This window comes from Chitinophaga ginsengisoli (genome assembly GCF_003014595.1).
Classification (GTDB): Bacteria; Bacteroidota; Bacteroidia; order Chitinophagales; family Chitinophagaceae; genus Chitinophaga; species Chitinophaga ginsengisoli.
In genome coordinates, this window is sequence record NZ_PYGK01000005.1 from 232,033 (window position 1) to 256,570 (window position 24,538).

A 24,538-nucleotide genomic window follows, 5' to 3' on the forward strand; every position below is an offset into this window, starting at 1 on the left:
ATTTTTTAACTCGCAAGTATTTTAACCATCTTTAACCATTCCGGATCAAGGTGTTCTTTAGCCTTGATAGCTTGTTCCAGAGGGGTATATTGGATTTTGTTGTTTACAATGCCTACCATTACATTAGAAGTACCGTTCAACAGTGCTTCTACTGCTGCATAACCCATACGGCTGGCCAGGATGCGGTCCTGGCAGGAGGGAGAGCCACCACGCTGTATGTGCCCGAGGATACATACGCGTGTATCCAGCTGCGGACAGCTGGCTTTTACCTGACGGGCTACTTCTTCAGCACCGCCGGCGATGGAACCTTCAGCCACCACAATGATATTCACCAGCTTCCTGCGGCGCTCGTTGGTCTGCAGGTCCTCAATGATATCCTGTACATCAATCAGGTGTTCCGGGGTCATGATGTGCTCAGCACCAGTGGAAATACCACTGTGCAGGGCTATATAACCTGCATCACGTCCCATTACTTCTATAACAAATAAACGGTCGTGCGCATCAGCTGTATCGCGGATCTTGTCTATAGCATCCACAGCAGTGTTCACTGCCGTATCAAAACCAATGGTAAAATCAGTACCTGCAATATCCTTGTCAATAGTGCCGGGTAAACCGATACATGGAATGTCAAACTCCTGGCTCATTTTATAAGCGCCGTTGAAGGAACCATCACCCCCGATAACTACGATACCATCAATATTGTGTTTCTTGAGATTTTCGTAGGCTTTCTGTCTGCCTTCTGCTTCATAAAACTCTTTACAACGTGCGGTCTTTAGAATGGTACCTCCGCGCTGAATGATATTAGCCACAGATTTGGACTCCAAGGGAAATATTTCATTCTTCAGCATTCCCCTGTAGCCATACATAACACCATACACATTTAACTGATGGTAAATTCCGGTCCTTACAACTGCACGAACGGCGGCATTCATGCCAGGCGCGTCTCCGCCTGATGTAAGAACTGCGATGTTAGAAACTTTTTTCATAGTTATGTTTATTTCCCTCTCTTCGTTTTTATGGTGGATTTCAGGGAATCCGGTGTCTCTTCAGCTTCCATACCACCTCCTGTATACCCCTAACGTGTGATATTGCATTCCCTGTTTTCCACCCCCCTGCTTCTACCTTTTTTCCTGTAAATCACGCTGCTTATGCATAAATTGCCAGGAAAATATCTAAGTGGCGCACAAAAATAACATTTTGCGTATTCTTTCTAATAGTATTCTGATGAATTACACGAAATTTTCATTTTTAATTAACCAACCTAATAAATTTTTTAAAAAATATACATAGATATAATTTAAATGTAAACCCAAATAGTTCAAATGAAAACATGTACACTCAGACGTCCTATCTTTACTATTTTGTATTTATTTATGATAACAGGACCTGCAATAGCGCAACAGACAGGAATTATTTATCCACAGACCAATAAAACAGACGTTACAGATAACTACCATGGTGCTATCGTCGCCGATCCGTATCGCTGGCTGGAAGATGATAACAGCCCTGAAACCAAAGCGTGGGTAAAGGCTGAGAACGCCGTTACTAACGATTACCTTAACAAGATCCCCTTTCATGGAGCCATCAGGAAGCGGCTTGAAGAGCTGTGGAACTACCCGAAGATAGGCACTCCGTTTAAAAGAGGAGACTATTACTATTTTTATAAGAATGATGGGCTGCAGAACCAATCTGTGCTGTACCGCCAGAAATCCCTTACAGGTACTCCCGAGGTGTTCATTGACCCTAACAAGTTCTCCGACGCTGGTACAGTGGCCCTGGGCAGCATTGCCTTTTCAAAGGATGCGAAATATATGGCTTACCAGATTGCCAAGGCGGGTTCCGATTGGCAACAGGCCTTTATAATGGATGTGGAAAGCAAACAGCTGCTGAAAGACTCGATCGACTGGATCAAGTTCAGCAATATCTCCTGGAGGAAGGACGGCTTTTACTACAGCCGGTACGACAAGCCTACAGAAGAGAACAAACTGTCTAAAAAGAACGAATTCCATAAAGTATACTACCACCGCCTCGGTACCTCCCAGGACCAGGATGTGCTGATCTACGAGGACAAGGAACATCCCCTGCGTAACCTCGGAGTAGATGTTACTGAAGACGAACGCTTCCTGATCCTGCATGAGTCGGAAGGCACCTCAGGCAACCAGCTGTCTTACTGGGACCTGCAGGACCCCGACCAGAAAGCATTCAAACTGCTGGTAAAAGGCTTCGAGTTCGAACCTGGCGTGATCGATAATGATGGGGATAAACTGCTGATCCTTACCAACGAGGGAGCGCCCAACTATAAGGTCGAGCTTGTAGATCCGAAGAACCCTGCCAGCCGTAAACTGATCATACCTGAACAGAAAGAAGTATTACAGGGCGTAAGCACCGCTGGTAAAAGATTGTTTGCCACCTACCTGAAAGATGCTTCTTCCAGGGTAGCCCAATATAGCTATGATGGTAAGCTGGATTGGCAGATTGCCCTTCCGGGTATTGGTACTGCCAGTGGTTTTGGCGCGACGGCTAAGGACAAGGAATTATTCTATTCCTTTACTTCCTTTGTTGCGCCGGCCACTATATATAGATATGACATCACCACCGGTAAGTCAAGTCTCTTCGCTAAAGCAGAAGCAAAATTCCGTCAGGAGGATTATGAAACCAAACAGCTTTTCTTTACCAGCAAGGATGGTACAAAGGTGCCGGTATTCCTGTCTTATAAGAAAGGACTTAAGCTGAACGGCCAGAACCCTGTGCTGCTCTACGGCTATGGTGGTTTCAATATTCCAATGACACCTGGATTCAGCGTTTCCAACCTATTCTTTCTGGAGCAGGGTGGCATTTATGCTGTAGTGTCGCTGAGGGGTGGCAGTGAATATGGTGAGGCCTGGCATAAGGCTGGCATGCTGGAGAAAAAGCAGAACGTATTTGACGACTTTATCTCGGCAGCAGAATTCCTGGTAAAGTCTAAATATACCAGTCCTTCGAAACTCGCTATCCGTGGGGGCTCTAACGGCGGATTGCTGATAGGTGCCTGTATGACACAGCGTCCTGACCTGTTCAAGGTGGCATTGCCAGCAGTAGGAGTGATGGATATGCTGCGTTTCCAGAACTTTACCATTGGCTGGGCATGGGTGACCGAGTTTGGTACAAGTGCCAGGGCAGATCAATTCCCTTACCTGTACAAGTACTCTCCGCTGCATAACCTGAAGGCGGGTACGCAGTATCCGGCTACCCTGATCACCACAGCAGATCACGACGACCGCGTGGTGCCAGCACACTCTTTTAAATTTGCAGCTACCCTGCAGGCCGCTAACGCCGGTACTAACCCAACGCTTATACGTATAGAAACACAGGCAGGCCATGGCGCCGGCAAACCGACTTCCAAAGTGATCGAAGAAGCAGCCGATGTCTGGGCATTTACCATGTATAACCTGGGTATGAGCTTTAAATAAATATATAGACCAATTAACGTCAAAGGCCGTATCACACCGATACGGTCTTTTTTATTGCAGCATCCTTTTAGCCGCCATTTACAGTGTGTGACCTGGCTGGAATATACTACGCCTGCCACCTCAGCGTCCGGCGATTATAGATAAGAATCTGTATAATCCTGTTGTTCCGCTGTAATTGGTAATTCGGAATTGAAACTGAATTCGTAATTTTAGTAAAAGGCATAGAAATGAAGGTATTAATCACAGGAAGCAATGGATTATTGGGCCAGCACCTTATTCCAATTTTTTTGGAGGATGGCCGGTATCAGGTAATAGCCAGCGGAAGAGGCCCTAACCGCCTGCCCATGCAGACGGGATATACCTACGAAGCTACCAATCTGCGGGATGCCACCAGTGTGCGGCACCTGTTGGAAAAGCACAAGCCGGATATACTCATCCATGCTGCTGCTATGACCCAGGTAGATGACTGTGAACGTAATAAAGACCTCTGCTGGGATACCAATGTAGCGGCAACCCGCTATTTACTGCATGCTGCCGAACAACATAACACCTTCTTCATTTTCCTGTCCACCGACTTTGTATTTGACGGTTTACAGGGACCCTATGCAGAAGAGGATGTAGTCAACCCCATCAGCTATTATGGTTCGAGCAAGGTGGCGGCAGAAAGTATGGTACGTAACAGCAAGCTGCCGTGGGCTATCGTACGTACGGTACTGGTATACGGTGTCGCAGCAGACCCCAAACGCAGTAACATTATCACCTGGGTAAAGAGTAACCTGGAGCAGGGTAAGAAGCTGAAGGTCGTAGATGACCAGTGGCGTACACCTACGCTTGTACAGGACCTTGCAGTAGGATGCAAACTGGTAGCAGATAAAAAGGCCACCGGCATATTCCATATCTCAGGCAAGGAAACACTGACCCCCTATCAGATGGCAGTACAAACTGCCGGTTATTTTAAACTGAACACACAGCTTCTTGAAAAGGTAGACGCCAAAAGCTTCACCCAGCCTGCCAAACGCCCCGCTAAAACAGGTTTTGTCATAGATAAGGCCGTGAATGAGCTGGGTTTTGCTCCCCATAGTTTTGAAGAAGGGCTGGAGATCGTTGCAAAAGAGATCTAGTGTATATATAGCTCCAGGTACACGTTTCCCCCAATAATTCAGGATCAGAGCTGGCTATAGTTTCCACGAAAGAGAGAGATTGTCTCAGGGATGTCTGTTGCCTATTGTCAGGAGGTACTTGTCCTATTGATGGTGGGTAAAATGAGGCGGGGTAGCATTTCCGTCAATTTGGAAATGCTACCCCGCTTCGTATAATTTATTAGATTACTTTCAGTGCTTACTCAGCTCCAAAAAGACTTTTGCGCGGTATTTCTTCGCCACGGAATCCTTCATGGCTGTGGTATCGGACATTGATGTCTGGAAGTGTTCGCCTAGCTTAAATATTGATGAATCATGACTGGCCCTCAATACCACTGGCTGGCCCCAACCTTTCTGCTTCTTGTACATATTCTCCCCTGCTTTTCTTGTCGGAAATACCTGGAAAATAACATCGTATTCCAGCATAGCAGGCGTTGCAGGAGCCGGTGCCACCGCAGCTGCCTGAGAGGAACTGTCCACCGTTGCCGGTGGCGCAGGTACAGGCGTTGCTTCAACGGGAGCGGGATTCTGAGCACCCTCTGCTCTTGTGATCTCCGGCCTGTTCTTGTTAACAGAATACCAGACAATAATAGCAGTCACCACTGACGCTATCGGGATAGCGATCCACAGCCAGCGGAGCTTAGAGGGTATTTCCCGGGTATATCCCTCGTATTCATAATCTTCTGTTGCCGAAGTAGGAGTAGCCGCCGGTGTTGCAGGCGGAGGTTTCACTCCCTCGCTGAAAGCCGCTGCGGGAGGAACCGGAGAGGCGGCTGGAGTGGAAGAAGAAGCGGAGGAAGATGACGGTGATGCCGTCAAGTGATCCACCACCTGTTTATTCACTACTTCTTTAGTACCTACAGTTACCTTATGACTGGCATCCTGCCTGATCACCGGGCTGACATGCAATATGTCCCTGGTAATGGCTGGCGCTTCCTGTTCAAAGGATATCCTGCCCACAGTATTGGCGTGCAGTTTTCCTACACCAGGTATTACAACCGGCTCGCCCTTTTTCAGGAGCTGTTTGAACTCGTCTATATATTTTTCCATCTTAAGCTGCGCGATGGCAGGCACCAACAGCTCTTTCTGGGAGATCCATTCCACCAGACCTCCGTCGTTTGTCAATGTTTCCTCAAATGTGATGATCTCTCCCGGAGGGGATATTGTTTTATTGGTAACATCGTAACGTGCCGGGGTATGCGTCAGTTTGAACACGCCTAGTTGGGGCAGACAGCAGGTGTGCTGCCTGAACAAAATTTCCTGTATGTATTGCTGTAGTACCAATTACGTAGATATTCCTATTTATTATAAAATGACTCTCTCGAACGGAAATCCGGAGTTAAGGATCAGGAATGGGGTAATATATTATCTTAATTCCTGATCCTTAATCCTTGATTATGACTGCAATTTTACGATTTTAAAATTTAATCATCACACCTCCTAATACATTCAGGCCATAGGTAGGGTATCCGTACCAGCGCTGGTATTTGGAATTAAACAGGTTATTGGCGTTCACCCAGATGTTGAAATTCTTACCAATATCGTAGTTCGCACCGGCGCTCAGGTCCCATTTCCCCTTGGTTTTATTGAAATCCTGCGTAGCAAATACCTGGTAATAAGTACCACCCAGGTAATACAGGTTCGCATTCAGGTGCAGCTTTTTAACAAGGGTGTACTGTGCAAAAGCGTCTGCCTGGAAAGGGATCAGGCCCCAGGGCTTGATCTCCGTTTTTTGTTTATTATAGTTGAACCAGTCAAATGCTAATCTCAGCTGGAACTTTTCTTCCTGGATGTAACCTACTTCTGCGTGAAGGTTAAAGGCTTTCAGCTCTTCTTCATTTTTGGTATAGAAGGTTTTACCGTCAATGCTGTCATTCACGAACAGCGGCATGTTATGCCAGGTAACAGCGGCAAACTTGGTATTGTAGTTGAAGTGGCTGCCGATCGTTCCTTTGATACCGGTGTATTTCTCTTCTACTCTTGTATTCAGGATACCTTCACCATAGCTGCCAATGAACGGATTCTGGTTGGCCAGGGCGCGGTAGCTGTTCTTGTTCACATAAGAGATCCATCCACTGCTCAGGATCACTTTCTTATAGATAATATGTGACTCGTTCACGATGTCTGGCAGCAGGTAGAACTTGCTGTTAGTCCAGGTAGGGTTCACACCTGCATGTAATACAAAGCGTGGCTTGATGATCTCCAGTGCCGGATGAATGGCTACTACGTTGTTGTTGATCTGCTTGTGATCGTCTTCTTTGAAAGATGACAGGTCAAAGATGCCTTCTGCTCTCAGGTAAATATCCTCAAACAGCTGCTTTGACACCGGGATCTTGAAAATGGCTGTAGGCTCTTTACGTTTATAGGAATCGCTGAAGTAGATGAATTTAGCGGTTGGCTCGAATTTAAAGGCCCAGTCATTCAGTGTCCTGTTCTTCACGCCCACTTGTGCGGTGAACTGGTTGAATGTTTGTCTGACATCGTTTTTGGAGAATTCCAGTGTGGCATGATCATATCCATAATAATGTACCTGGTTGCGATCATAACCAACACTACCATTCACTTCCCAGAGAGGAGTGAAGTAAGTGCCGGAACCCAGTACATTGAATGCGCCGTAGTCCTGGTTCTTGATATCTCCTTTGGAGGAGGTATAGTTTACATACAATCCGAAGTTATATTTTTCCTGCCTGCCGGTACCAAAACCCGCTTGTACCAATGGTGTGCTGAGGTTACCATAACCTACCTTGATAAAGTTGTTCTGTAACTGGCTCAGTGAATCCTTCCCCAGCGCCAGCGGTTTAAGCGGAATGGGCTGGTACATGAAATAAAGGTTCAAGGCCGGTACCTGGTACTGCAAACGCGGACGGGTAGTATCGAAACCTGGCAGAGACGCTGTCAGGTTCAGTTTGGCCGCATCCCGCAGTTTAGGGCGGTAATTGGAAATGATATCGATGGTTTCTTCTTTCAGGTTCTCCTGCGCGTATGCCTGCTGATGCATCAGTATACCTGCCGCACTGCAACCTGCTACTGCCAGGAACCGGTGAATATGTTTGATATAAGCGTTCATGCTAACGTAATTCGGAATTATTTATTGGATTTGATTTTAGAGGCAGCTCTTTCGTCTGCTTCTACTTTCGCCAGTTTGTCCTTCGCTTCCTGTTTCAGCTCAGGTATCGGACAGTTCTCTGCAATACTCTGGAAGGTAGCTTTTGCATTGAAATAGTCTTTCTGACGGGTATACACATCACCCAGGAGGATGTAGGATTTCGCTACCCACACTTCGTATCCCGGTGTATTCTTTATTACATCAAAACCGGCTTTTTCTGCACCTGCCAGATCATTTTTCTGCAGGAGGCAATAAGCCAGGTTATAGCGGGCTTCAGCGCCTATTTCAGACTTGGTCAGCCCAGCAGCTATCTTATATTCTTTGATGGCTTCATCGTAGTTGCCCTGTTCCTGCTCTGCACGTCCCAGGTAAGCGTGACCGATGATCTGGTCGTCGGTACTGATATTACTGCTGGACAGCAGGATCTCTGCGTAGCTGTTCACTTCATCCCAGTGTTTCAGGAGATAATTGCTGCGCAGCAATCCACGGGTGGCGGCGAAGGTATTCTCCTTGGTAGTAGAGAGGTCCTGCAGCTGCAAATAGTAGGTGCGGGATTTCTCATAGTTCTTCACCTGGTAGAAGTTGATATTGGCAGCCTGCAAAGCGGCACGCTCTGCATACAGGCTATTGTTCTTTGTCAGTACGAATTCATAACCGGGCAATGCACCTGTATAATCCTTATTGTTATAAGCACATTCTGATTTATAGAAATTAGCCGGTAATACGAATGCCCCGTTCGGGAACCGCTGCAGGTAGCTGTTGAAGGCGGTGGTAGCGCCTGCACAGTCACCATTACTGAACTTCGTTTCTGCTGCTGCATAGCTCAGGGAGTCTTCTGCAGATGCACTGATGGACTGGCCTGTAGATCTCAGCAACGCTATATAGGCATCAGTTTTACCCTGACTTACATAGATATCTTTTACAGCGGCCAGTGCTTCGTTTGCTTCCGGAGAGTTAGGGTATTTCTCTACCACCTGGCGGTAATAGGAGATCGCCTTGTCATCGTTATCCTTGTTGAAATAGCAGAGACCCAGTTTTAGCAATGCACGCGGTGCATTGGGTCCGTTAGGCTGCTTCTGCAATACGTTTTCCAGGTAAGGGATGGCCTCATTGTATTTTTCCTCTGCCAGGTAAGTATTGGCAATTTCCAGGTCAGCATCATTACCAAAACCTGAAGAAGGATATTTGCTGCCCAGTTGTTTCAGGAGGGCCACCTTTTCATTTGTTTTACCCTGGATACCGAGAATGATACTTTTCTGATAGGTAGCATAGTCAGATCCCGCCTGGTTGTTGGCAATGATCTTATCGTACATCGCCATTGCCTTTCCATAGTCTTTCAGCATATAATAACAGTCTGCACTACGGAGGGCCGCATCAGCGATGATACGTGATGCATTCGGACCGGTGGTGCGCTGGGCTGCTTCAAAATGCTGGAGGGCGCGGGTATAGTCTTCTTTTTTCAGCAGGCTGTAACCCATGTTATAGCTGGCTGTCTGGGCATTGGCTTCGCCGGAGGCAGGTACACCGCCGGTGAGGTAAACGTTCAGATGACCGATGGCGGCATCTGTTTTATTTTGTCGCATGGCTATTTCCGCTTTCCAGAAATGGGCCAGTTGTGTCAGGTTTTTATCGTAAGGATTCTTCAGTGAAATATCCAGCAGGCGGTCGGCTTCTGCCAGCTGTTGGTCATTGATCAGTTCTGTGGCGCGGCCATAGGCTACTTTCTGATATGCCTTCAGTACCGTTGGTGATTTGTCCGGCATGGCCTCAATGATGGTCAGCGCATCATTGTAGTTGTTGGTGTTCATGAACAGGTTCACCAGTATCTCACGGGCCTCTTTGTTGTAAGAGGACTGTGGATAGGTGTTTACGAAGCTGGTGAGTTCAGTAACAGCGGCATCCTGGTAGCCCAGTTCGTAAGACAGTTTGCCATAGTTGAACCGGGAGATCTCCTGTTGCTGTGCGTTGGCACTGTTGCGGGCGCAGAAGGCGAATGCATTGCGGGCATTGGCTTTCTGGTTGGTACGCAGGTAGCAATCGCCCAGCAGGTACATGGAGTTCTGTCCCAGGGAATCCTGCTCACTGCTCAACTGTTTGAAACCGTCGATGGCTTTATTATAGTTACCCGTCTGGTAATAGCTGTATGACAGCTGGTAAATATCTTCTTTCCTTACTTCTTCAGCGTTGTCATGGAATTCCTGCAGATAAGGCAATGCTTTCTTATAGTCTTTCCTTTCGAAATAGGCCTGACCCAGTAATTGTTTCAGTTCTGCATCATAATAAAGGCCTCCTTTTTTAACAAGGGGCTCTGCATAGCTGATCAACTGGTCCTTTTTATTCTGGAAGTAATAGATCTCTGCGATGTAATAAGGAACGATGGTGCTGTATTTAGGATCGCTCACGACACGTTGGAAGCTCGTGAGGGCGTCGTTATACTGCCGGTTGTAATAGGCGATGAAGCCATAGTAATAGTTGGCCGGCTCATAGTATTTGCCGGGCACCTCCCTGATGGAACCGAACAGTGGCTGGGCCTTCTGGAAGTCTTTCACATTAAAATAGGAGTAAGCCAGTTCAAACTTAGCTTCTGCGATCTCGCTGTTGGAAAGGTTTTCGATATTGGCTTTTTCGTACAGGGGGATGGCCTCTTTCAGCTTATTCTGATGGAAGTAGTACTTCGCCAGCTGGTAGCTGACAAGCTGCTCCCTTGCGCTATTGTTGTAGAAGGCCAGGAAGTCCAGCGCCAGTTTTTCCGCATTGGCCTGTCCCAGTTTCAGTGCACAAACGGTATAATAATATTGGGCGTCTGTTTTTACCAGGCTACGGCTGGTCTCCTGGAAATAGCTGATATTATCAATCGTTTGCCGGAACAATTGCATAGCCACTGCATATTTTTCCTGCTGGAAAAGTTGCTGGGCATCCTTGAAAACTTTATCCGGCTCGGTATAGACGCGCGTTTGCTGTGCTTTTGACACAGGCGCAGCCAGGATACAGAAAGACGCCAGGAATAAGTACAAATGTCCGGGAACAAGAAACTTTCTTATGAATTGCATGCTTTTAACCTGTTATATCTTAAATATGCGTTTAAAACGGATCCCCAACAGAAATTATTTTCTATTCAGAATCAATAATATATTGCTTTGAGGGAGACAAAAACAGCAACAAATATAGCTATTGGATTTAATTAAGCTATACGCCGGCCCAAGGGGACATGGCGGGAACCGGATAACCGGCACCTGGTACGCGGAACCTGCTTTCGGATTTGCCCGTGCTGATCTGAAATTAAGGTGTTGACTTGCAAGAATTAAACCAACTTGTATAAACGGCAGTCCGTCCACCACCTGCTTTACCGGGATGCGTTGGTTTTCAGTGCAGTTTATGGAGGAAAAATAATTGCTCCGGTCAAATACCGGAACGCAGATAGCGGGGGAGGGGAACAAGGTTTTAATTGTTTATTATTAATCATATTTTTGGCGCAATCTGTAAACAGTTCATTTAAAATTAAAAAACGTGCCTGTATGATTCCTGTCGGCCAGACGGGAGGTAACGCAGATCTGCAGGCCTAAACCATTTTCTCTATGAGTAAACTATTTACATCGCGTGTGAATACCGGCGCTGTCAACTTTGCTATGCTGGTATTGCGCGTGGTTTTTGGCGCATTGATGTTCACACATGGTTTGTCGAAACTGAAGGGTTTTTCCCAGATGGTAGGCAAATTCCCTGATCCGCTGCATGTAGGACAAACCATATCCCTGTCCCTGACCATTTTTGCAGAAACCCTGTGTGCGGCGCTGGTAGCTGTCGGATTACTGACCCGCCTTGCTGCTGTTCCGCTGGTGTTCTGTATGATCATTGTGGTATTTGTGGTAATGAAGAATGCGCCATTGTCGCAGAATGAAATGGGCATCCTGTTCCTGGCTGCTTTCACTGCGATATTGTTCGCCGGACCTGGCAAATACAGCCTGGACCACCTGATTGGAAAATAATTTAAACACCTGGTGCCCGTGTGTTGCCGGAAAACGCGGAATGCATTTTGTGGTAAATGCGGGCGCCAGGGCTCAAGACTGATAATATGTTCACACAGACGACACAGATACGCGTACGCTATGGAGAAACGGACCAGATGGGGTACCTTTACTACGGCAATTATGCATTATATTATGAAGTAGGGCGTGCAGAAGCCATCCGGACGCTGGGTTTTACCTATGCTGAACTGGAAAAACAGGGCATCATCATGCCGGTGGCAGAGTTAAATTCAAAGTACCTTCGCCCGGCCTATTACGATGATCTTATAACAGTGAAGACTATATTGAAGGAATTGCCGGTCGATCATAAGATCCGGTTCCATACAGAACTATACAATGAAAAGGGCGAGCTATTGAACGTAGGCGTCACCACCCTGGTATTCCTGCATGCAGATACCAGATTACGGTACGGGATGCCCCCGGTGATGATGGAACGCCTGGCTCCTTTTTTTGAGAAAAGCATGTAAATCATGACAATACAAGCGGATAAGGTAGTAGCAAGTATCATCACGATCGGAGATGAATTACTGATAGGACAGACGATAGACACTAATTCAGCCTGGATGGCGCAGCAACTGAATGCGATGGGAATATGGGTACACCGCCGTGTAGCCATCGGGGATGTGAGGGAAGCCATCCTGGAAGCATTGGACAGGGAAGGAGCGGTTTCAGACATTGTACTGATTACGGGAGGACTGGGACCAACAGCCGACGATATTACCAAACCCGTATTGTGCGAATATTTTGGCGGAAAGCTGGTAAGAGATGAAGCTACCTATCTGCAGGTAATGGAATTCTTTGAAAGCCGCGGCCTGCCCACCTTACAGCGTAATGTGGACCAGTCGCTGGTACCCGATGTGGCCACGGTGCTGCATAACACCAGGGGTACTGCACCGGGCATGTGGTTTGAAAAGGACGAAAAGATCTATGTGTCCATGCCGGGCGTGCCACATGAAATGAAAGGACTGATGTCCGATCATGTGTTGCCACGCTTACAGGAATATTTCCAGACGCCGGCAATTGTACACCAGACATTGCTGACTTCAGGCATGGGAGAGTCGTTTATAGCGGAAAGACTGACACACTTTGAAGCATCCCTTCCTCCACATATCAAGCTGGCCTACCTGCCATCTTACGGTTTGCTGAAGCTGCGGCTCACTGCTTTTGGCGCAGATAAATTATCCACCGCAGCCGCATTGTCCATCTATTTTCACCAGATGAAGGAACTGCTGGCGGATATTACCGTGACAGACGAGGACCTTCCTATGGGTGAAGTGCTGGGTAAACTGCTGAAAGAAAAGGGGAAAACGGTCGGTACAGCAGAGAGCTGTACGGGTGGGTTCATTGCCCACAATATTACCCTGGTGCCGGGAAGTTCTGCCTGGTATAAAGGCAGTGTAGTTAGTTATGCCAACGAAATTAAAAGTGGTTTACTGGGGGTGAAACAGGAAACATTACAGGCCAACGGTGCGGTGAGCGAGGCAGTGGTAAGGGAAATGGCCAGAGGAGCCCTGCAGCAGTTAAAAACCGATTATATCATAGCGGTATCAGGTATCATGGGGCCTGATGGCGGCACTCCGGAAAAGCCGGTAGGTACTGTCTGGATAGCTGCCGGCAGTGCGAAGGAACTGGTGACGGTGAAGCACCAGTTGCGCTATGACCGCCTGAATAACATACAGATGACAGCAACTTATGCAATGAATGAATTGAGGAAGTTGATAGTATAAACCTTACTTTTGTTTCCGTACCAAAACGCTAAACACAATTTTATGGCCATTGTAGAACTGGTAATGCCCAAAATGGGGGAAAGTATTATGGAAGCCACCATATTACGCTGGCATAAGAAGCCGGGAGATCATGTAAAAACTGATGAAACCGTGCTCGAAATTGCGACGGATAAGGTGGATAGCGAAGTACCTTCTATTGCCGATGGGGAAATTACCGAGATACTCTACGCGGAAAATGATGTAGTACCGGTAGGTACTGTCATTGCACGTATCAATACCGCTGTTGACGCTGGTTTCGCGACAGCAGCTCCTGTCGCCCCTGTGGCAGTACAGGAAACGCCTGCCGCCGTTGTAAGAGAAGAAGCGCCTGTTCCGCAACATGAAACAACGAGCGCTCCTTATGAGGCGCAGTTCGTAACGAGTGGTGCCCGTTTTTACTCTCCGCTGGTACTGACCATTGCACAACAGGAAGGTATCAGCTTTGCTGAACTGGAAAAAATACCTGGTACCGGCAATGAAGGCCGTGTGACCAAAAAAGATATATTAGTTTTTGTGGAGGCGAAAAACAAGGGGCTTACCACTGCACCAGCGCCACAAAGAACAGAAGCGCCGGCGCCTGTAGAACAGCCGGTAAGCCGTCCGGCAGCCGCAGTAACTCCTGCCGCTGTTCCGGTTAGCAATGGCGTAGGTTCACACTCACAGCCTGCAGCTGCGCCGGTGAGCACTGCCAGCTATGGCAATAATGTGGAGATCATTGAAATGGACCGTATGCGTAAGCTGATCGCTGAGCATATGGTGCGTAGCAAACATACCAGCCCGCATGTGACCAGCTTCGCAGAGGCAGATGTGACCAATATGGTGAAATGGCGTGATCAGGTGAAAGGAGCTTTTGAGAAAAGAGAAGGAGAGAAGATCACTTTTACACCACTCTTCATCGAAGCAATGGTGAAATGCATCAAAAAGTTCCCGCTGTTAAACAGTTCACTGGACGGTGATAAGATCATCGTTAAGAAAGATATCAATATCGGTATGGCAACTGCTTTGCCTACAGGTAATCTGATCGTTCCGGTGATCCGTAATGCCGACATGCTGAACCTGGTGGGACTAACCCGCCAGGTGAATCAACTGGCCAATGCAGCCCGTCAAAACAGGCTGAAACCTGATGATACACAGAACGGTACCATCACCCTGACCAACGTAGGCACCTTTGGCAGCCTGGCTGGTACACCCATCATCAACCAGCCGCAGGTGGCTATCCTGGCAGTAGGCGCGATCAAAAAACGTCCTGTTGTGATAGAATCGCCTTACGGTGATACCATCGCTATCCGTCATATGATGTACCTGTCACTGTCCTACGATCACCGTATCGTGGATGGCGCAATGGGTTCTACTTTCCTGAGCGCAGTAGCGCAGGAACTGGAAAATTTTGATGTGAACAGGGGCTATTAAGGGAGAACAGATGCTTGCTTAGATAAGCACATTTGAATATTTATTGCGAATGATGAATACAGAGATGATCCGTCTCACCTGTATTCATCATTCGTGTTTTGGGGATAAAACCTTGTTTGGTCTTTTATACAGGAATTATAATATCCGCAGATAACAAAAATATACCAGCATAAAAAAAGCTCCTTTGCAGGAGCTTTTTTCAATTTCTTGACCGAGATAAGCTTAGGCCAACAGAATTAATAACGACCACGACCGCCGCCGCCGCCGTATCCGCCGCCGCCACCGCGATTGAATCCACCACCTCTTGAGTTATTATTCGGTTGTTTAGGTCTTGCTTCGTTTACCATCAGTTGCTTGCCTTCGATTTCAGTACCGTTCAAACTATCCATAGCCTTGCTACCTTCTTCCTGGTTGGGCATTTCCACGAATCCGAAACCGCGTGAACGGCCAGTCTCGTGGTCCTTGATAATTTTAGCGGAAGTAACCTCTCCAAATTCGCTAAATATCTGGTGAAGGTCTTCATCGTTCAACCTGTAGTGCAGGTTGGCTACGTAAATGTTCATGACTAAAAAATTAAAAAAATGAAAAATAATATTGAAGATAAACAAATAAGTTCAATAAATACACCGCGTCAGGAAATAATTTAATAAAGTAAATATACCGGTAACACTGGCTGGAATTACCACTTCCGTTTTATGGATAGTTGGCTGATTTTTTGTAAATTAATATACATAATCCATTAAATTATTTTGGTATGAGTAGCCTGAGCGAAACGTGGTTTGCAGACGGTTATATCGATTTTGAGCAGAAAAAGTACACTTTGTTGGCCTATCTGCAGCAAATAAACCGTTATTTCAATGAAAACAAGCTGTACCCGCAGCTGGGAGATGTCATCTTTCACTATAACAATCTGGTAGCCTTCCGGGAAAACAAACAATTCCTGCAGCAGCAGTTTCCCAAACGCCTTACTGCCGTGAATATGGAACGACTGCAGTTACTTTATGAGCAGATGATCGCCGATGATGAACTGATGCAGGAGCTGGAAACCATTATCCAATATGCCATTCAGAAGATGAACGGCGCTATCCGCGAAGGCACAGAGATCTATGAATTTGTGGAAGAAAGCCTGAATATCTCGCCCGTGGGACTGATACCGCTGGATTCACAGGAGGGATATTTATTCCTGTGTGATGGCCGCTATCAGGATGTGATAGTGTATGAATACAGATTGAGTATTTTTGAACGCCATGATGAAAAATACCGGGGTATTCACACACAATACCTCGATACCTATACCAAGGACCTGGTAAATACCTGTGAGCATATTAAAACCAGCCTGATCCGGCAGCGTAAGAAACTGCCTACCCCGGCAGTATACCGCATTGATACCAAGCTCGTATTTCCGGTAACCGAGACCTTATTACCCGTTGCCAAACGCTCCCTGGTGAAGTATATTGCCCATAATGCCGCATAGGTACAGCTAGCATGTATACCTCACAGAAAGTACAGTCTGCCGGCATTCCGGCAGATATGTATATCAATGTTTCCGGGAAAGATCCCTATGTGCTATAACACCAGGACCTGCCCCGGAAACCTTTAAAAACGATTAATTCAGTAATACCGGCGCACTGCTGCCAAAGGTGATCTCCAGCTCATGATCATGAAGGAAAGGCTCATAGTACTGCCTGATAATCTTGGTGAGTTTCTCTTTTGACTGATTGATATACAGGTTGTTGTTTTCCAGCTGTCCACGGGAAGTCTGGTACAGCTTTTTCTGCACGTCAGTATAGGTTTCATCGTCCTGGAACAGTAGCCAGCCTTTCCTGTTGGAAGTCTCCATCTTGTCCACTTTCAGCTCATAACTGAGCAGTTTCGGTTGTGGCAGGTTGATAGTGATCTTCTTATCTGACACCGTTATCCGGAAATTCTTCTCATCTGCATTGATGCCATATTTGGCCAGGTAAGGGATAGATACCCAGATGGTGTTCTCCAGGAATGCCTTTTTCAGATTGGAGGTCCATTCTCCATCGTCAGTAATATTACTGCGTTTGATCGTAGCATTGCCCTGCACTTCAAGGCTGGCCAGTTCAGCGATTTCGCGCACGATCTGACTATTAGAGAGAATGCTCTGATTTACACTTTTACTGCCGAATTGTTTGCCCAACCAAAACAGTAAAACAGCAAGGGATAGAAAAAAAACGAAACGAAAGAATCTTTTCATAACAGAAGAGATAGTTGCTGTGGACCATTGCCCATAGCAGAACAAGGTCCATAGTGATCATGATTTTTATTAGTTAGTAATGTATGCAAAAGTCTACAAACGTTGGGCCATGGCCCGCGACATACAGTTGGTAGATAGTTGTGCTTTTGATTATAAGTTACAACTCCTATAGTAAATACCCCGACGACTTCAGCGAATATAATATTTATGGCTGACAGTCCATAACTGATCCTTATCATTATCAGTGTCCGTGTACCAGGGAGGCGATCAATTCACTGTGTTGTGGGTAAACTGCCTGCAGACTATCTTTCCCTGCAAGTTCAAAGTCAGTGAAATCGAAGCCAGGCGCCACTGTGCAGCCTACAAGGGCAAATCCACCGGGCACCTCTGTACGCGATGCAAACCAGTGACCTGCTTTGATCACCAGCTGGGGTTGTTCACCTGTTTCGAGGTTGAGGCCCAGTTTGTGCACAGTCAGCACGCCTTCAGGATCAATGTCATAGATGGCAAGGGAATGGCCATCATAGAAATGCCATACCTCATCAGATGCGATGCGATGAAATGCGGAGAACTGCCCTTCTTCCAACAGGAAATAGATAGCGGTGGAAGCATTGCGGTTGCCCTTCATGGCCGGTGGCAATGCGGATTGTTGAAACTCCCAGGAGGAACGGTAGGTTTCCCGGAAGGAGCCTCCCTCCACATGGGATTGTAAGTTGAGCTGTTCCCGCCAGTAGGCGGCATTGTGTCTGGGTTTATGCATGATATGATTGTGTCCTGGTTTATGGATGCTACAAAAGAAAGGAAAATTGATTAAAATGAAAAAGCCGTCCCGTGAACGAGGCGGCTCTCTTATTTTTCATTCTTTTAGTCAAAAATCATTTTACGCTACGGCCACAGGGCGTGCTACCGGCATTTGCGCAATAGCAGTTTCCTGGTTCAGTACCGGTGCTTCTCCTTTGAAGAAGAGGAAATCCTGTATAAATGAAGCCTGGTCGTAATAATCGTTGTTGGTGATAAATGCCTGCCACTCTTCCACGGTCATCTTCTGCATATGACGCATAGCGTCCCTGAAACGGAGCATACGGGCAAATAACTGCGGCGTCAGTCCGATCACTTCCATGAATTTCCTTTCCAGGGTATGACGGGATATCTTAAACTTCCTCGTCAGCCTGTCTATATTCGTATAGCCCTGGTTGTCAATGATGTAATCTGCAATTACATCAACCTGTTTCAGGTTGTGTACCTGTGAGCACATCATGTTGGTCAATCCGTCATTCAGCACAGCATCCAATTTGGTGATATCTGTAGCGGTAGCAATTTTATTGGCCAGATCCTGCCAGCACTCACGGTCCTGCTTCAGCAGATCACGGAAGTAGTTGTTGAAGGAAGACATATTCAGACCCGCCAGCCTGTAACAGCCATAGGCGTTCAGCTGGATCACGGTCATTTTTACAGGACCTTTTACCCTGATCTGATGATGACAGGTAAAATGACCCACAACGGAAGCCTCAGGCAAAGTAAAAGAAGCGTGTTGCGTAGGTTGGAAGATCACTTCTCCTTCCTGCAGGAATACCATGTAGAGATCTCCCAGGGAGAACAGGTTCTGCGGCAGGTTGATCAATCCACTATTTGAGCTTTGTAAATGATAATACTGCTTAACATACGGTGCCAGCGAAGTTGCCGGTTGATAGATACGGAAATTCATAGGAACATGTATAAGGTTATCAGATATTCAAAACATCCACAAAATCTGAATCAGGTCTTCAATTTCTTCTATACAAACTTATAAGATTATAAGTATATAAAAAAATATAATTTGAGTAGCTTGAAAGACAAATGGTTGCAGTAGCTAAAATGGAGGAAAGCCTGTTGAGCAGGGACTTCGGAGTGATGCTGACAGGAAATCAGGTGTTCATAGATGGTTACTTAAAGTAGTAGATGTCGCCCGGAATCAGTAATTGAAAAAGCGACGGCACTTAGTTGACTTTAGCGTTTTAAGTCCACTAAGATCCGTCGCTTCTTCTCTGCTTGTTCTCTCCGTCTTCTCTGCTTATTCTCTGCTTGTTCTCTCTTTGTTCTGTCAGTGAGATCCGGATGTATTATCGAATCAGTTGCATGTTACTGACCGTTTCCAATAGTTTCCCAACCCCAGTTCTTACCTTTTTCCGTTGCAGGTATGCCCTTTTCCATCCACTCCGGAGCAGGGGCATTTTTCAGGAAATGGTCAAAGAACTGCTGTTCGCGGCGCTGAATGTCCTTACGGTTCTGGCGCTGCACCAGGTTATGGGCCTCATTGTTATAATTCAGCAGCCATACCTGTTTACCCAGGCGACGTAAGCCGGTGAACAGTTCTATACCCTGGTACCAGGGCACTGCCCCATCTGCATCATTGCTCATAATAGCCAGTGGCGTTGTTACCTTAGGCAGGTGGAAAAGAGGGGAGTTTTCTATGTAGAGCTCGGGTTTTTCCCACAGTGTAGCCCCGATGCGGCTCTGGGAGCGTTCGTACTGGAACTGACGGTTCATACCGCTTTCCCAGCGGATGCCACCATAGGCGCTGGTCATATTGGCCACCGGTGCGCCTGCCCAGGCAGCTTTAAAAAGCCCGGTGCGGGTGATCAGGTAGGCAACCTGATAGCCACCCCAGCTTTGTCCCTGGATACCCATATTCAGGCTATCTGCCCATGGATGTGCCGCCAGTGCGCGGGCGCCGCTGACTACATAGTCGTAGGCCCCCTGACCGGGATAACCATTTTCATAAGTGATATCCGGCGCCAGCACCAGGTAACCCCGGCTCACAAAGAATGGAATATTCAGTCTGGAAGGAGTAGGGGACGGCGGCTGGTAGTTGTACAGGCCATCTGTCAGCTTCTCGTAGAAATACAGCAATACAGGATACTTTTTCGTGCTGTCAAAATCCTCTGGTTTATACAGGATGCCTTCCGCCGGTTTGCCATTGTAGGCTGTCCATTGGAACAGCGTTGCGGTACCCCAGTTGTATTGTTGCTGCTGCGGATTAATATGGCTGATCTGTGTCGCTTTGGCTAGTGAAAGCCCGGTATATACATCAGGCGATTGTACATAACTCGCTTTGGTAAAAAGGTAATTTCCGGCGTTTTCAGCCCTTACCGGGTCGCCGAAAGTATATGGTCCCATGACGATGAGTTCGGGCTTTAAAGGCGCCTTTTTGAACGTACAGGGGGCCGTATAGAAACCGTTCTCTTTGGTAGTTTCGTTGAAGGTTTCCAACAGCAGTTGCTGACCCGGTTTAAAGAACTGTTCATCCTTTACCACCTTCGTATAACGGAAACGCAATTTCTGCTGACGGCCATCACCTGCTGTGATCATCTGCGGAGCGATCTTTCCGGCAGGGTCTACCTGCCAGATGTCATAACGGTCGTAAATGTAAACGGCCTTGTCTTCTTCGAGCCATCCTGCCATGCCATAGGGACCGGGTAAGTCCGGATGATCATCATCTTCTTCAGAAAGGGAAACTGGTATTTTCTCTGTGATATTCCTGGTAATACCAGTAGTGGTTTCAAAGGCAAACCATTGTTTCTGCTGCAGGTTATACCAGGTAATATAGTGGCCGCCGGGGGATATGCGGGCAACACTGTCCAGGTTTTCCTGCAACAGTTTGCGGTTACCATTTTCCACGTTCACCAGGTAAGCAGTTTTCAGGGAATGGCCGGTCCATTGCATAGCCAGACGCTGGCCTCTGTCGGTGTATCCAATTGCATAGGGGCTGTTACCTTCCCTGGCAAAGGCGATGCTTTCCATATCCATATCTGCCAGTTGCACCACCTGTTTACGGCCGGGATAATATACCGCCTGGTAACTTCTTTTCAGTTCTTTGTCTGCATTCTTCAGCTGCATGGGTTGCAGGTATTCATCCTGGTAATTCCAGATATCCACCTTCGCCACTTCAAAGTCTACGATATTGGTGTCTTTTGGTGGTTTGATGGGGGCGGTACCAAAGAACAGTCGCTGTCCGTTCTGGCTAAACCATACCTTACCATCGGGGCTGACGGACCAGTTGGCCGGGAATGAACGGGTATTCCTATCAGCGGTAACAACGCCGCTATCCTGTCCCGCGTGGTAGTAATACATGGCATAGAACTGCTGTAATGCTTTGGCGCTGTCGCGGGAGCTGCACCAGGCGGCCTGTTCACCTGTTTCGTCGAAGACAAACTGTGTGCGGAGGGCTGTCCCACGGCTCAGGGTATCCGCTTTGCGGGCAGCTACATTCCACAGTAATACTGCAGCCTTTGACAGAGAATCCTTTTTATCGGCCAGTACCTCCGCCAGCAGGCGGTTGCCCGGTTTACTGAAAATGTAGTCCTGTACGTTCCGGATCGTATCTGCGGATTTTTTATCAAGATAGTAGATCACCAAATGACCACTCGCGGTGTCTGTCTGTGGTTTTTCCTTCAGATAGGCGACTACGCCGCTGCCTTTTTCAGGCGTTCTGAAAGATCTTACCGCCGGTACTTTATAGACATCGTTGCTGCCCAGCGTAACAATGCCCAGGGAATCTTTCGGCATGTCTGCAGGCTTCTTCTTTTTGATCTTCGCCTGCCGCACTACGGCAAAAGGAGCTTTAATGGAGAAGATGGCATAACGGCTGTCTTCCGTGATCACCGGATTGCTGCCACGAGGCACTTCCAGCCTTTGTCCATTCTGGTTGTTGTAAATAACGAGGGTGGCATCACCTTCCTGTGGCGTGACGGTATATACGGTCCATTGACCGTTATTGCTGATGGCTTTACTGCCAATGTTTTGCCAACTGTCATATACTGAATGATCAAGTGGCTTTTTCGCTGGTTGTTGCGCAAAAGTTAGTAAGGAGAGGCCGGTAAATGCGGCTGCGCACATGATTTGCTTCATGTGGACTAAAATATAAAAATCGCTATTACTTAGATGGAAATTGCGGATAGACGGTCAAAATCAGGCATGAGTTTGCCGCAGCGTACGCGTTACCCTTGTCATCTGCAATACTACTGACAACACAATACAGGCAAGGCCGAGGTAAAATGCGTAGGTCAGTTCCCGGTTCTCATGAAAGAGGGCGAAGGCCATCACAATACTGTACACCGGCTCCAGGTTGAAAGTAAGGTTCACCGTGAAAGGAGAGATTTTCGTTAGCGCCGTCATGATCAGCATATACATGCACACGGTACAGGCCCAGGCCAGCACCAGCAGGTAACTGAGATCTGTAAAAGAAGGCAGGCTTAAAGGCTGGGGGAAGAAATGCAGGTACAAGGGCATGATCAGCGTAAGTGCCAGCCAGCCTACAGACAGTTCATAGAATGTAATAGTCGGCGTATCGTATTTCGTGATCAGACGCTTGTTGAAGATGGTGAACAAGGCTGCAAAGAGGGCAGAGATAATGCCCAGTATGATGCCTGTACGATATTGTACGTCGAAATGAAAGATGAGGAAAATACCACAAAGCGTGATACCGCTCAGCAACAGTTCAACCTTATTCACCTTGTACCGGTTGATCAGCGGATCGAGCGCTGCGGTGAACAGGCTGGTGAGCGCAAAACAGACCACACCGATAGAAACGTTCGAATACTTGATACTGGCATAGAAAAACAACCAGTGCAATACCACTACGATGCCTGTGAGGCCGATGGGAACGATCTGTTTAAAGGAGAGTTTTGTCAGCATCTTTTTCCACCGGAAAAGGATGTACAGTGTAACGATAGTGAAAAGAAGCCTATACCAGACAAGCATTCCTTCGTTGAGCGTGATCAGTTTTCCTAATATACCCGTAAAACCCGCCAGAAATACTGACAGGTGTAATTGTAATAGTGCTTTTTTCATTTCCGCTTATTCGCTATTTCTTACGCGTCTTTCATACTTGCGGAACAGGCTTTCCCATTGAATTTTGAGTACTCCCAGTATCCCTTCTTTAATAATCCCCTTACTCATTTTGGAATATCCTTCTTTACGGTCCTTAAAGGTGATCGGTACTTCTTTTATTTTGAAGCCCAGCTTCCAGGCCGTGAATTTCATTTCTATCTGGAAGGCATATCCTACGAAACGGATAGCATCCAGGTTAATAGCCTCCAGTACCTGCCTTTTGTAACATACAAAGCCGGCAGTGGCATCTTTTACCCTGATCCAGGTAACCAGGCGTACATAGATGGAGGCGCCATAGGAGAGGATAGCTCTATCCCAGGGCCAGTTTTCCGTTTTTCCACCTTTTACATAGCGGGAACCTACGGATACGTCGCCACCTTCCTTCGCACAGGCGTCGTAGAGCCTTACCAGATCGGCAGGGTTGTGGGAAAAGTCAGCATCCATCTCGAAGATGTACCGGTAACCTTTTTCCAGCGCCCATTTGAAACCGAAGATGTAGGCCGTACCTAATCCCTGTTTACCACTTCTCTCTACCAGGAACAGTTCGCCGGAATGGGACTGCTGCATATTCCTTACGATATTACCCGTGCCGTCGGGCGAACCATCGTCCACGATCAGTACATGAAAGTCTTGTTGCAGGGCAAACACCGCGTCAATGACGTTACGGATATTATCCTTCTCATTGTACGTGGGAATGATGACGAGCTTTTCCAATCTAGCAAGTGTTGTTTTAGGAGTGCGAAATTAGTGTAATCGCTAAATAATGGAAGGATTTTGTAAATATTAAATCTTTTTTAACATCATACTATGGTAAATTTCTGTGAGTTTCTGCTTGGTATTCAGCGGAAAATCAGCTTTCATCATCCAATCATAGTATTGAGGTTCTATTTTCAGCACTTCCCTTACAGGTCTTCCTTTATATTTACCAAAATTGAATACTTCCAGGCCATTCTGCATCACCATACGTCTTGCGAAGTCTACGTAGTCGTCTTCTTTCGTGAATTCTGCCAGCGGTGCTACTTCAGCCTGCAGCTGCTCATAGCGGGACAGCTGTGCTTCCAGTATCTCATAGGTAGCCAGGGCATCTGCCTCAGCGCTGTGGGCATTCTCCAGGTTTTTATCGCAATAGAACTTATAGGCGGCGCTGAGCGTACGTTTTTCCATCAGGTGGAAGATTTTCTGCACGTCAATGAATTTGCGGTCTTTCACGTCAAAATCAAGGCCTGTGCGCAGGAATTCTTCTACCAGCAATGGTATATCGAAACGGTTGGAATTATAACCCGCCAGATCGCAATTGTCGAGGTACTGGCGCAGTTCATTCGCACATTGTTTGAAAGTCGGACAATCCTTCACATCCTCATCGCTGATACCGTGAATAGCGGTAGAGGATGCAGGAATAGGCATGCCGGGGTGAATTCTTTTCACCTTGGATTGGGTACTCTTGTCAGGGAATACCTTGATGATAGCAATTTCAATTATACGGTCCGTAGCCACATTGGTGCCGGTCGTCTCCAGATCAATTACGGCCAGGGGCCTTTTTAGTTGCAAAGTGGGCAT

Annotated in this window: 19 protein-coding genes; 7 read left to right on the top strand and 12 right to left on the bottom strand. The window is 47.0% G+C overall.

Translation table 11 applies throughout. From position 1 onward, the window contains the following. Positions 1-5: 5 nt before the first annotated feature. Entirely contained in the window at positions 6-986 is a 981-nt protein-coding gene (gene pfkA / locus CLV42_RS14510; protein WP_089832908.1) for a 6-phosphofructokinase, read from the bottom strand. A gap of 387 nt (positions 987-1,373) precedes the next feature. On the opposite strand from pfkA, the gene CLV42_RS14515 reads away from it, so the two are divergent. Together CLV42_RS14515 and CLV42_RS14520 are read left to right on the top strand one after the other, a co-directional pair. Then, positions 1,374-3,449, top strand: a complete 2,076-nt coding sequence (locus CLV42_RS14515; RefSeq protein WP_245901652.1) for a prolyl oligopeptidase family serine peptidase — start codon at positions 1,374-1,376, stop codon at positions 3,447-3,449. A 227-nt stretch (positions 3,450-3,676) separates the two neighbouring features. Then, positions 3,677-4,570, top strand: a complete 894-nt coding sequence (locus CLV42_RS14520; RefSeq protein ID WP_106602646.1) for an SDR family oxidoreductase — start codon at positions 3,677-3,679, stop codon at positions 4,568-4,570. 210 nt (positions 4,571-4,780) lie between these two features. Here CLV42_RS14520 and CLV42_RS14525 read toward each other — a convergent pair whose 3' ends face one another. The 3 genes from CLV42_RS14525 to CLV42_RS14535 form a co-directional block, all read right to left on the bottom strand. Next, positions 4,781-5,872 (bottom strand): HU domain-containing protein, encoded by a 1,092-nt coding sequence (locus CLV42_RS14525; protein WP_106602647.1) that lies wholly within the window; start codon positions 5,870-5,872, stop codon positions 4,781-4,783. Positions 5,873-6,005: 133 nt separating this feature from the next. Then, positions 6,006-7,655, bottom strand: coding sequence for a TonB-dependent receptor (locus tag CLV42_RS14530; protein ID WP_106602648.1), 1,650 nt, complete (start codon positions 7,653-7,655; stop codon positions 6,006-6,008). A gap of 17 nt (positions 7,656-7,672) precedes the next feature. Further along, a complete protein-coding gene (locus tag CLV42_RS14535) occupies positions 7,673-10,744 on the bottom strand; it encodes a tetratricopeptide repeat protein (protein ID WP_106602649.1) in 3,072 nt (1,023 codons plus the stop codon). Positions 10,745-11,269: 525 nt separating this feature from the next. On the opposite strand from CLV42_RS14535, the gene CLV42_RS14545 reads away from it, so the two are divergent. The 4 genes from CLV42_RS14545 to CLV42_RS14560 all read left to right on the top strand — a co-directional run bounded on the left by CLV42_RS14545 (position 11,270) and on the right by CLV42_RS14560 (position 14,892). Next, positions 11,270-11,677 carry a DoxX family protein gene (locus CLV42_RS14545; protein WP_106602651.1) on the top strand — a complete coding sequence of 136 codons (408 nt, stop codon included), beginning with the start codon at positions 11,270-11,272 and terminating at the stop codon, positions 11,675-11,677. Positions 11,678-11,763: 86 nt separating this feature from the next. Beyond that, entirely contained in the window at positions 11,764-12,183 is a 420-nt protein-coding gene (locus CLV42_RS14550) for an acyl-CoA thioesterase (protein WP_106602884.1), read from the top strand. A gap of 3 nt (positions 12,184-12,186) precedes the next feature. Continuing rightward, positions 12,187-13,443 (top strand): CinA family nicotinamide mononucleotide deamidase-related protein, encoded by a 1,257-nt coding sequence (locus CLV42_RS14555; protein WP_106602652.1) that lies wholly within the window; start codon positions 12,187-12,189, stop codon positions 13,441-13,443. 42 nt (positions 13,444-13,485) lie between these two features. Continuing rightward, complete coding sequence (locus tag CLV42_RS14560; protein ID WP_106602653.1) at positions 13,486-14,892, top strand: dihydrolipoamide acetyltransferase family protein; 1,407 nt, start codon at positions 13,486-13,488, stop codon at positions 14,890-14,892. A 236-nt stretch (positions 14,893-15,128) separates the two neighbouring features. Here CLV42_RS14560 and CLV42_RS14565 read toward each other — a convergent pair whose 3' ends face one another. Then, positions 15,129-15,455 carry an RNA recognition motif domain-containing protein gene (locus tag CLV42_RS14565; protein WP_089832925.1) on the bottom strand — a complete coding sequence of 109 codons (327 nt, stop codon included), beginning with the start codon at positions 15,453-15,455 and terminating at the stop codon, positions 15,129-15,131. Positions 15,456-15,646: 191 nt separating this feature from the next. Here CLV42_RS14565 and CLV42_RS14570 point away from each other — a divergent pair, with 191 nt between their 5' ends. After that, a complete protein-coding gene (locus CLV42_RS14570; protein ID WP_106602654.1) occupies positions 15,647-16,366 on the top strand; it encodes a hypothetical protein in 720 nt (239 codons plus the stop codon). A 132-nt stretch (positions 16,367-16,498) separates the two neighbouring features. Here CLV42_RS14570 and CLV42_RS14575 read toward each other — a convergent pair whose 3' ends face one another. The 7 genes from CLV42_RS14575 to CLV42_RS14605 form a co-directional block, all read right to left on the bottom strand. Next, positions 16,499-17,113, bottom strand: a complete 615-nt coding sequence (locus tag CLV42_RS14575; protein WP_106602655.1) for a DUF4230 domain-containing protein — start codon at positions 17,111-17,113, stop codon at positions 16,499-16,501. A 241-nt stretch (positions 17,114-17,354) separates the two neighbouring features. Further along, positions 17,355-17,873, bottom strand: coding sequence for a cupin domain-containing protein (locus CLV42_RS14580; protein WP_106602656.1), 519 nt, complete (start codon positions 17,871-17,873; stop codon positions 17,355-17,357). Positions 17,874-17,993: 120 nt separating this feature from the next. Further along, positions 17,994-18,818: a helix-turn-helix domain-containing protein gene (locus CLV42_RS14585; RefSeq protein ID WP_106602657.1), complete on the bottom strand. Its 825-nt coding sequence runs from the start codon at positions 18,816-18,818 to the stop codon at positions 17,994-17,996. Positions 18,819-19,231: 413 nt separating this feature from the next. Continuing rightward, entirely contained in the window at positions 19,232-22,000 is a 2,769-nt protein-coding gene (locus CLV42_RS14590) for an alpha/beta hydrolase family protein (RefSeq protein ID WP_245901653.1), read from the bottom strand. Positions 22,001-22,060: 60 nt separating this feature from the next. Next, positions 22,061-22,942: a DMT family transporter gene (locus CLV42_RS14595; RefSeq protein WP_106602658.1), complete on the bottom strand. Its 882-nt coding sequence runs from the start codon at positions 22,940-22,942 to the stop codon at positions 22,061-22,063. Positions 22,943-22,948: 6 nt separating this feature from the next. Continuing rightward, positions 22,949-23,695, bottom strand: coding sequence for a polyprenol monophosphomannose synthase (locus CLV42_RS14600; protein ID WP_106602659.1), 747 nt, complete (start codon positions 23,693-23,695; stop codon positions 22,949-22,951). Between the two features lie 69 nt (positions 23,696-23,764). Beyond that, positions 23,765-24,538: a 3'-5' exonuclease gene (locus CLV42_RS14605; RefSeq protein WP_106602660.1), complete on the bottom strand. Its 774-nt coding sequence runs from the start codon at positions 24,536-24,538 to the stop codon at positions 23,765-23,767.

Coding starts and splice junctions, on each gene's coding strand:
- CLV42_RS14560 (WP_106602653.1), top strand. CDS start 13,486: ATGGCCATTGTAGAACTGGTAATGCCCAAAATGGGGGAAAGTATTATG.
- CLV42_RS14595 (WP_106602658.1), bottom strand. CDS start 22,942: ATGAAAAAAGCACTATTACAATTACACCTGTCAGTATTTCTGGCGGGT.
- CLV42_RS14565 (WP_089832925.1), bottom strand. CDS start 15,455: ATGAACATTTACGTAGCCAACCTGCACTACAGGTTGAACGATGAAGAC.
- pfkA (WP_089832908.1), bottom strand. CDS start 986: ATGAAAAAAGTTTCTAACATCGCAGTTCTTACATCAGGCGGAGACGCG.
- CLV42_RS14570 (WP_106602654.1), top strand. CDS start 15,647: ATGAGTAGCCTGAGCGAAACGTGGTTTGCAGACGGTTATATCGATTTT.
- CLV42_RS14520 (WP_106602646.1), top strand. CDS start 3,677: ATGAAGGTATTAATCACAGGAAGCAATGGATTATTGGGCCAGCACCTT.
- CLV42_RS14535 (WP_106602649.1), bottom strand. CDS start 10,744: ATGCAATTCATAAGAAAGTTTCTTGTTCCCGGACATTTGTACTTATTC.
- CLV42_RS14580 (WP_106602656.1), bottom strand. CDS start 17,873: ATGCATAAACCCAGACACAATGCCGCCTACTGGCGGGAACAGCTCAAC.
- CLV42_RS14575 (WP_106602655.1), bottom strand. CDS start 17,113: ATGAAAAGATTCTTTCGTTTCGTTTTTTTTCTATCCCTTGCTGTTTTA.
- CLV42_RS14585 (WP_106602657.1), bottom strand. CDS start 18,818: ATGAATTTCCGTATCTATCAACCGGCAACTTCGCTGGCACCGTATGTT.
- CLV42_RS14555 (WP_106602652.1), top strand. CDS start 12,187: ATGACAATACAAGCGGATAAGGTAGTAGCAAGTATCATCACGATCGGA.
- CLV42_RS14545 (WP_106602651.1), top strand. CDS start 11,270: ATGAGTAAACTATTTACATCGCGTGTGAATACCGGCGCTGTCAACTTT.
- CLV42_RS14515 (WP_245901652.1), top strand. CDS start 1,374: ATGATAACAGGACCTGCAATAGCGCAACAGACAGGAATTATTTATCCA.
- CLV42_RS14590 (WP_245901653.1), bottom strand. CDS start 22,000: ATGAAGCAAATCATGTGCGCAGCCGCATTTACCGGCCTCTCCTTACTA.
- CLV42_RS14530 (WP_106602648.1), bottom strand. CDS start 7,655: ATGAACGCTTATATCAAACATATTCACCGGTTCCTGGCAGTAGCAGGT.
- CLV42_RS14605 (WP_106602660.1), bottom strand. CDS start 24,538: ATGCCCACTTTGCAACTAAAAAGGCCCCTGGCCGTAATTGATCTGGAG.
- CLV42_RS14550 (WP_106602884.1), top strand. CDS start 11,764: ATGTTCACACAGACGACACAGATACGCGTACGCTATGGAGAAACGGAC.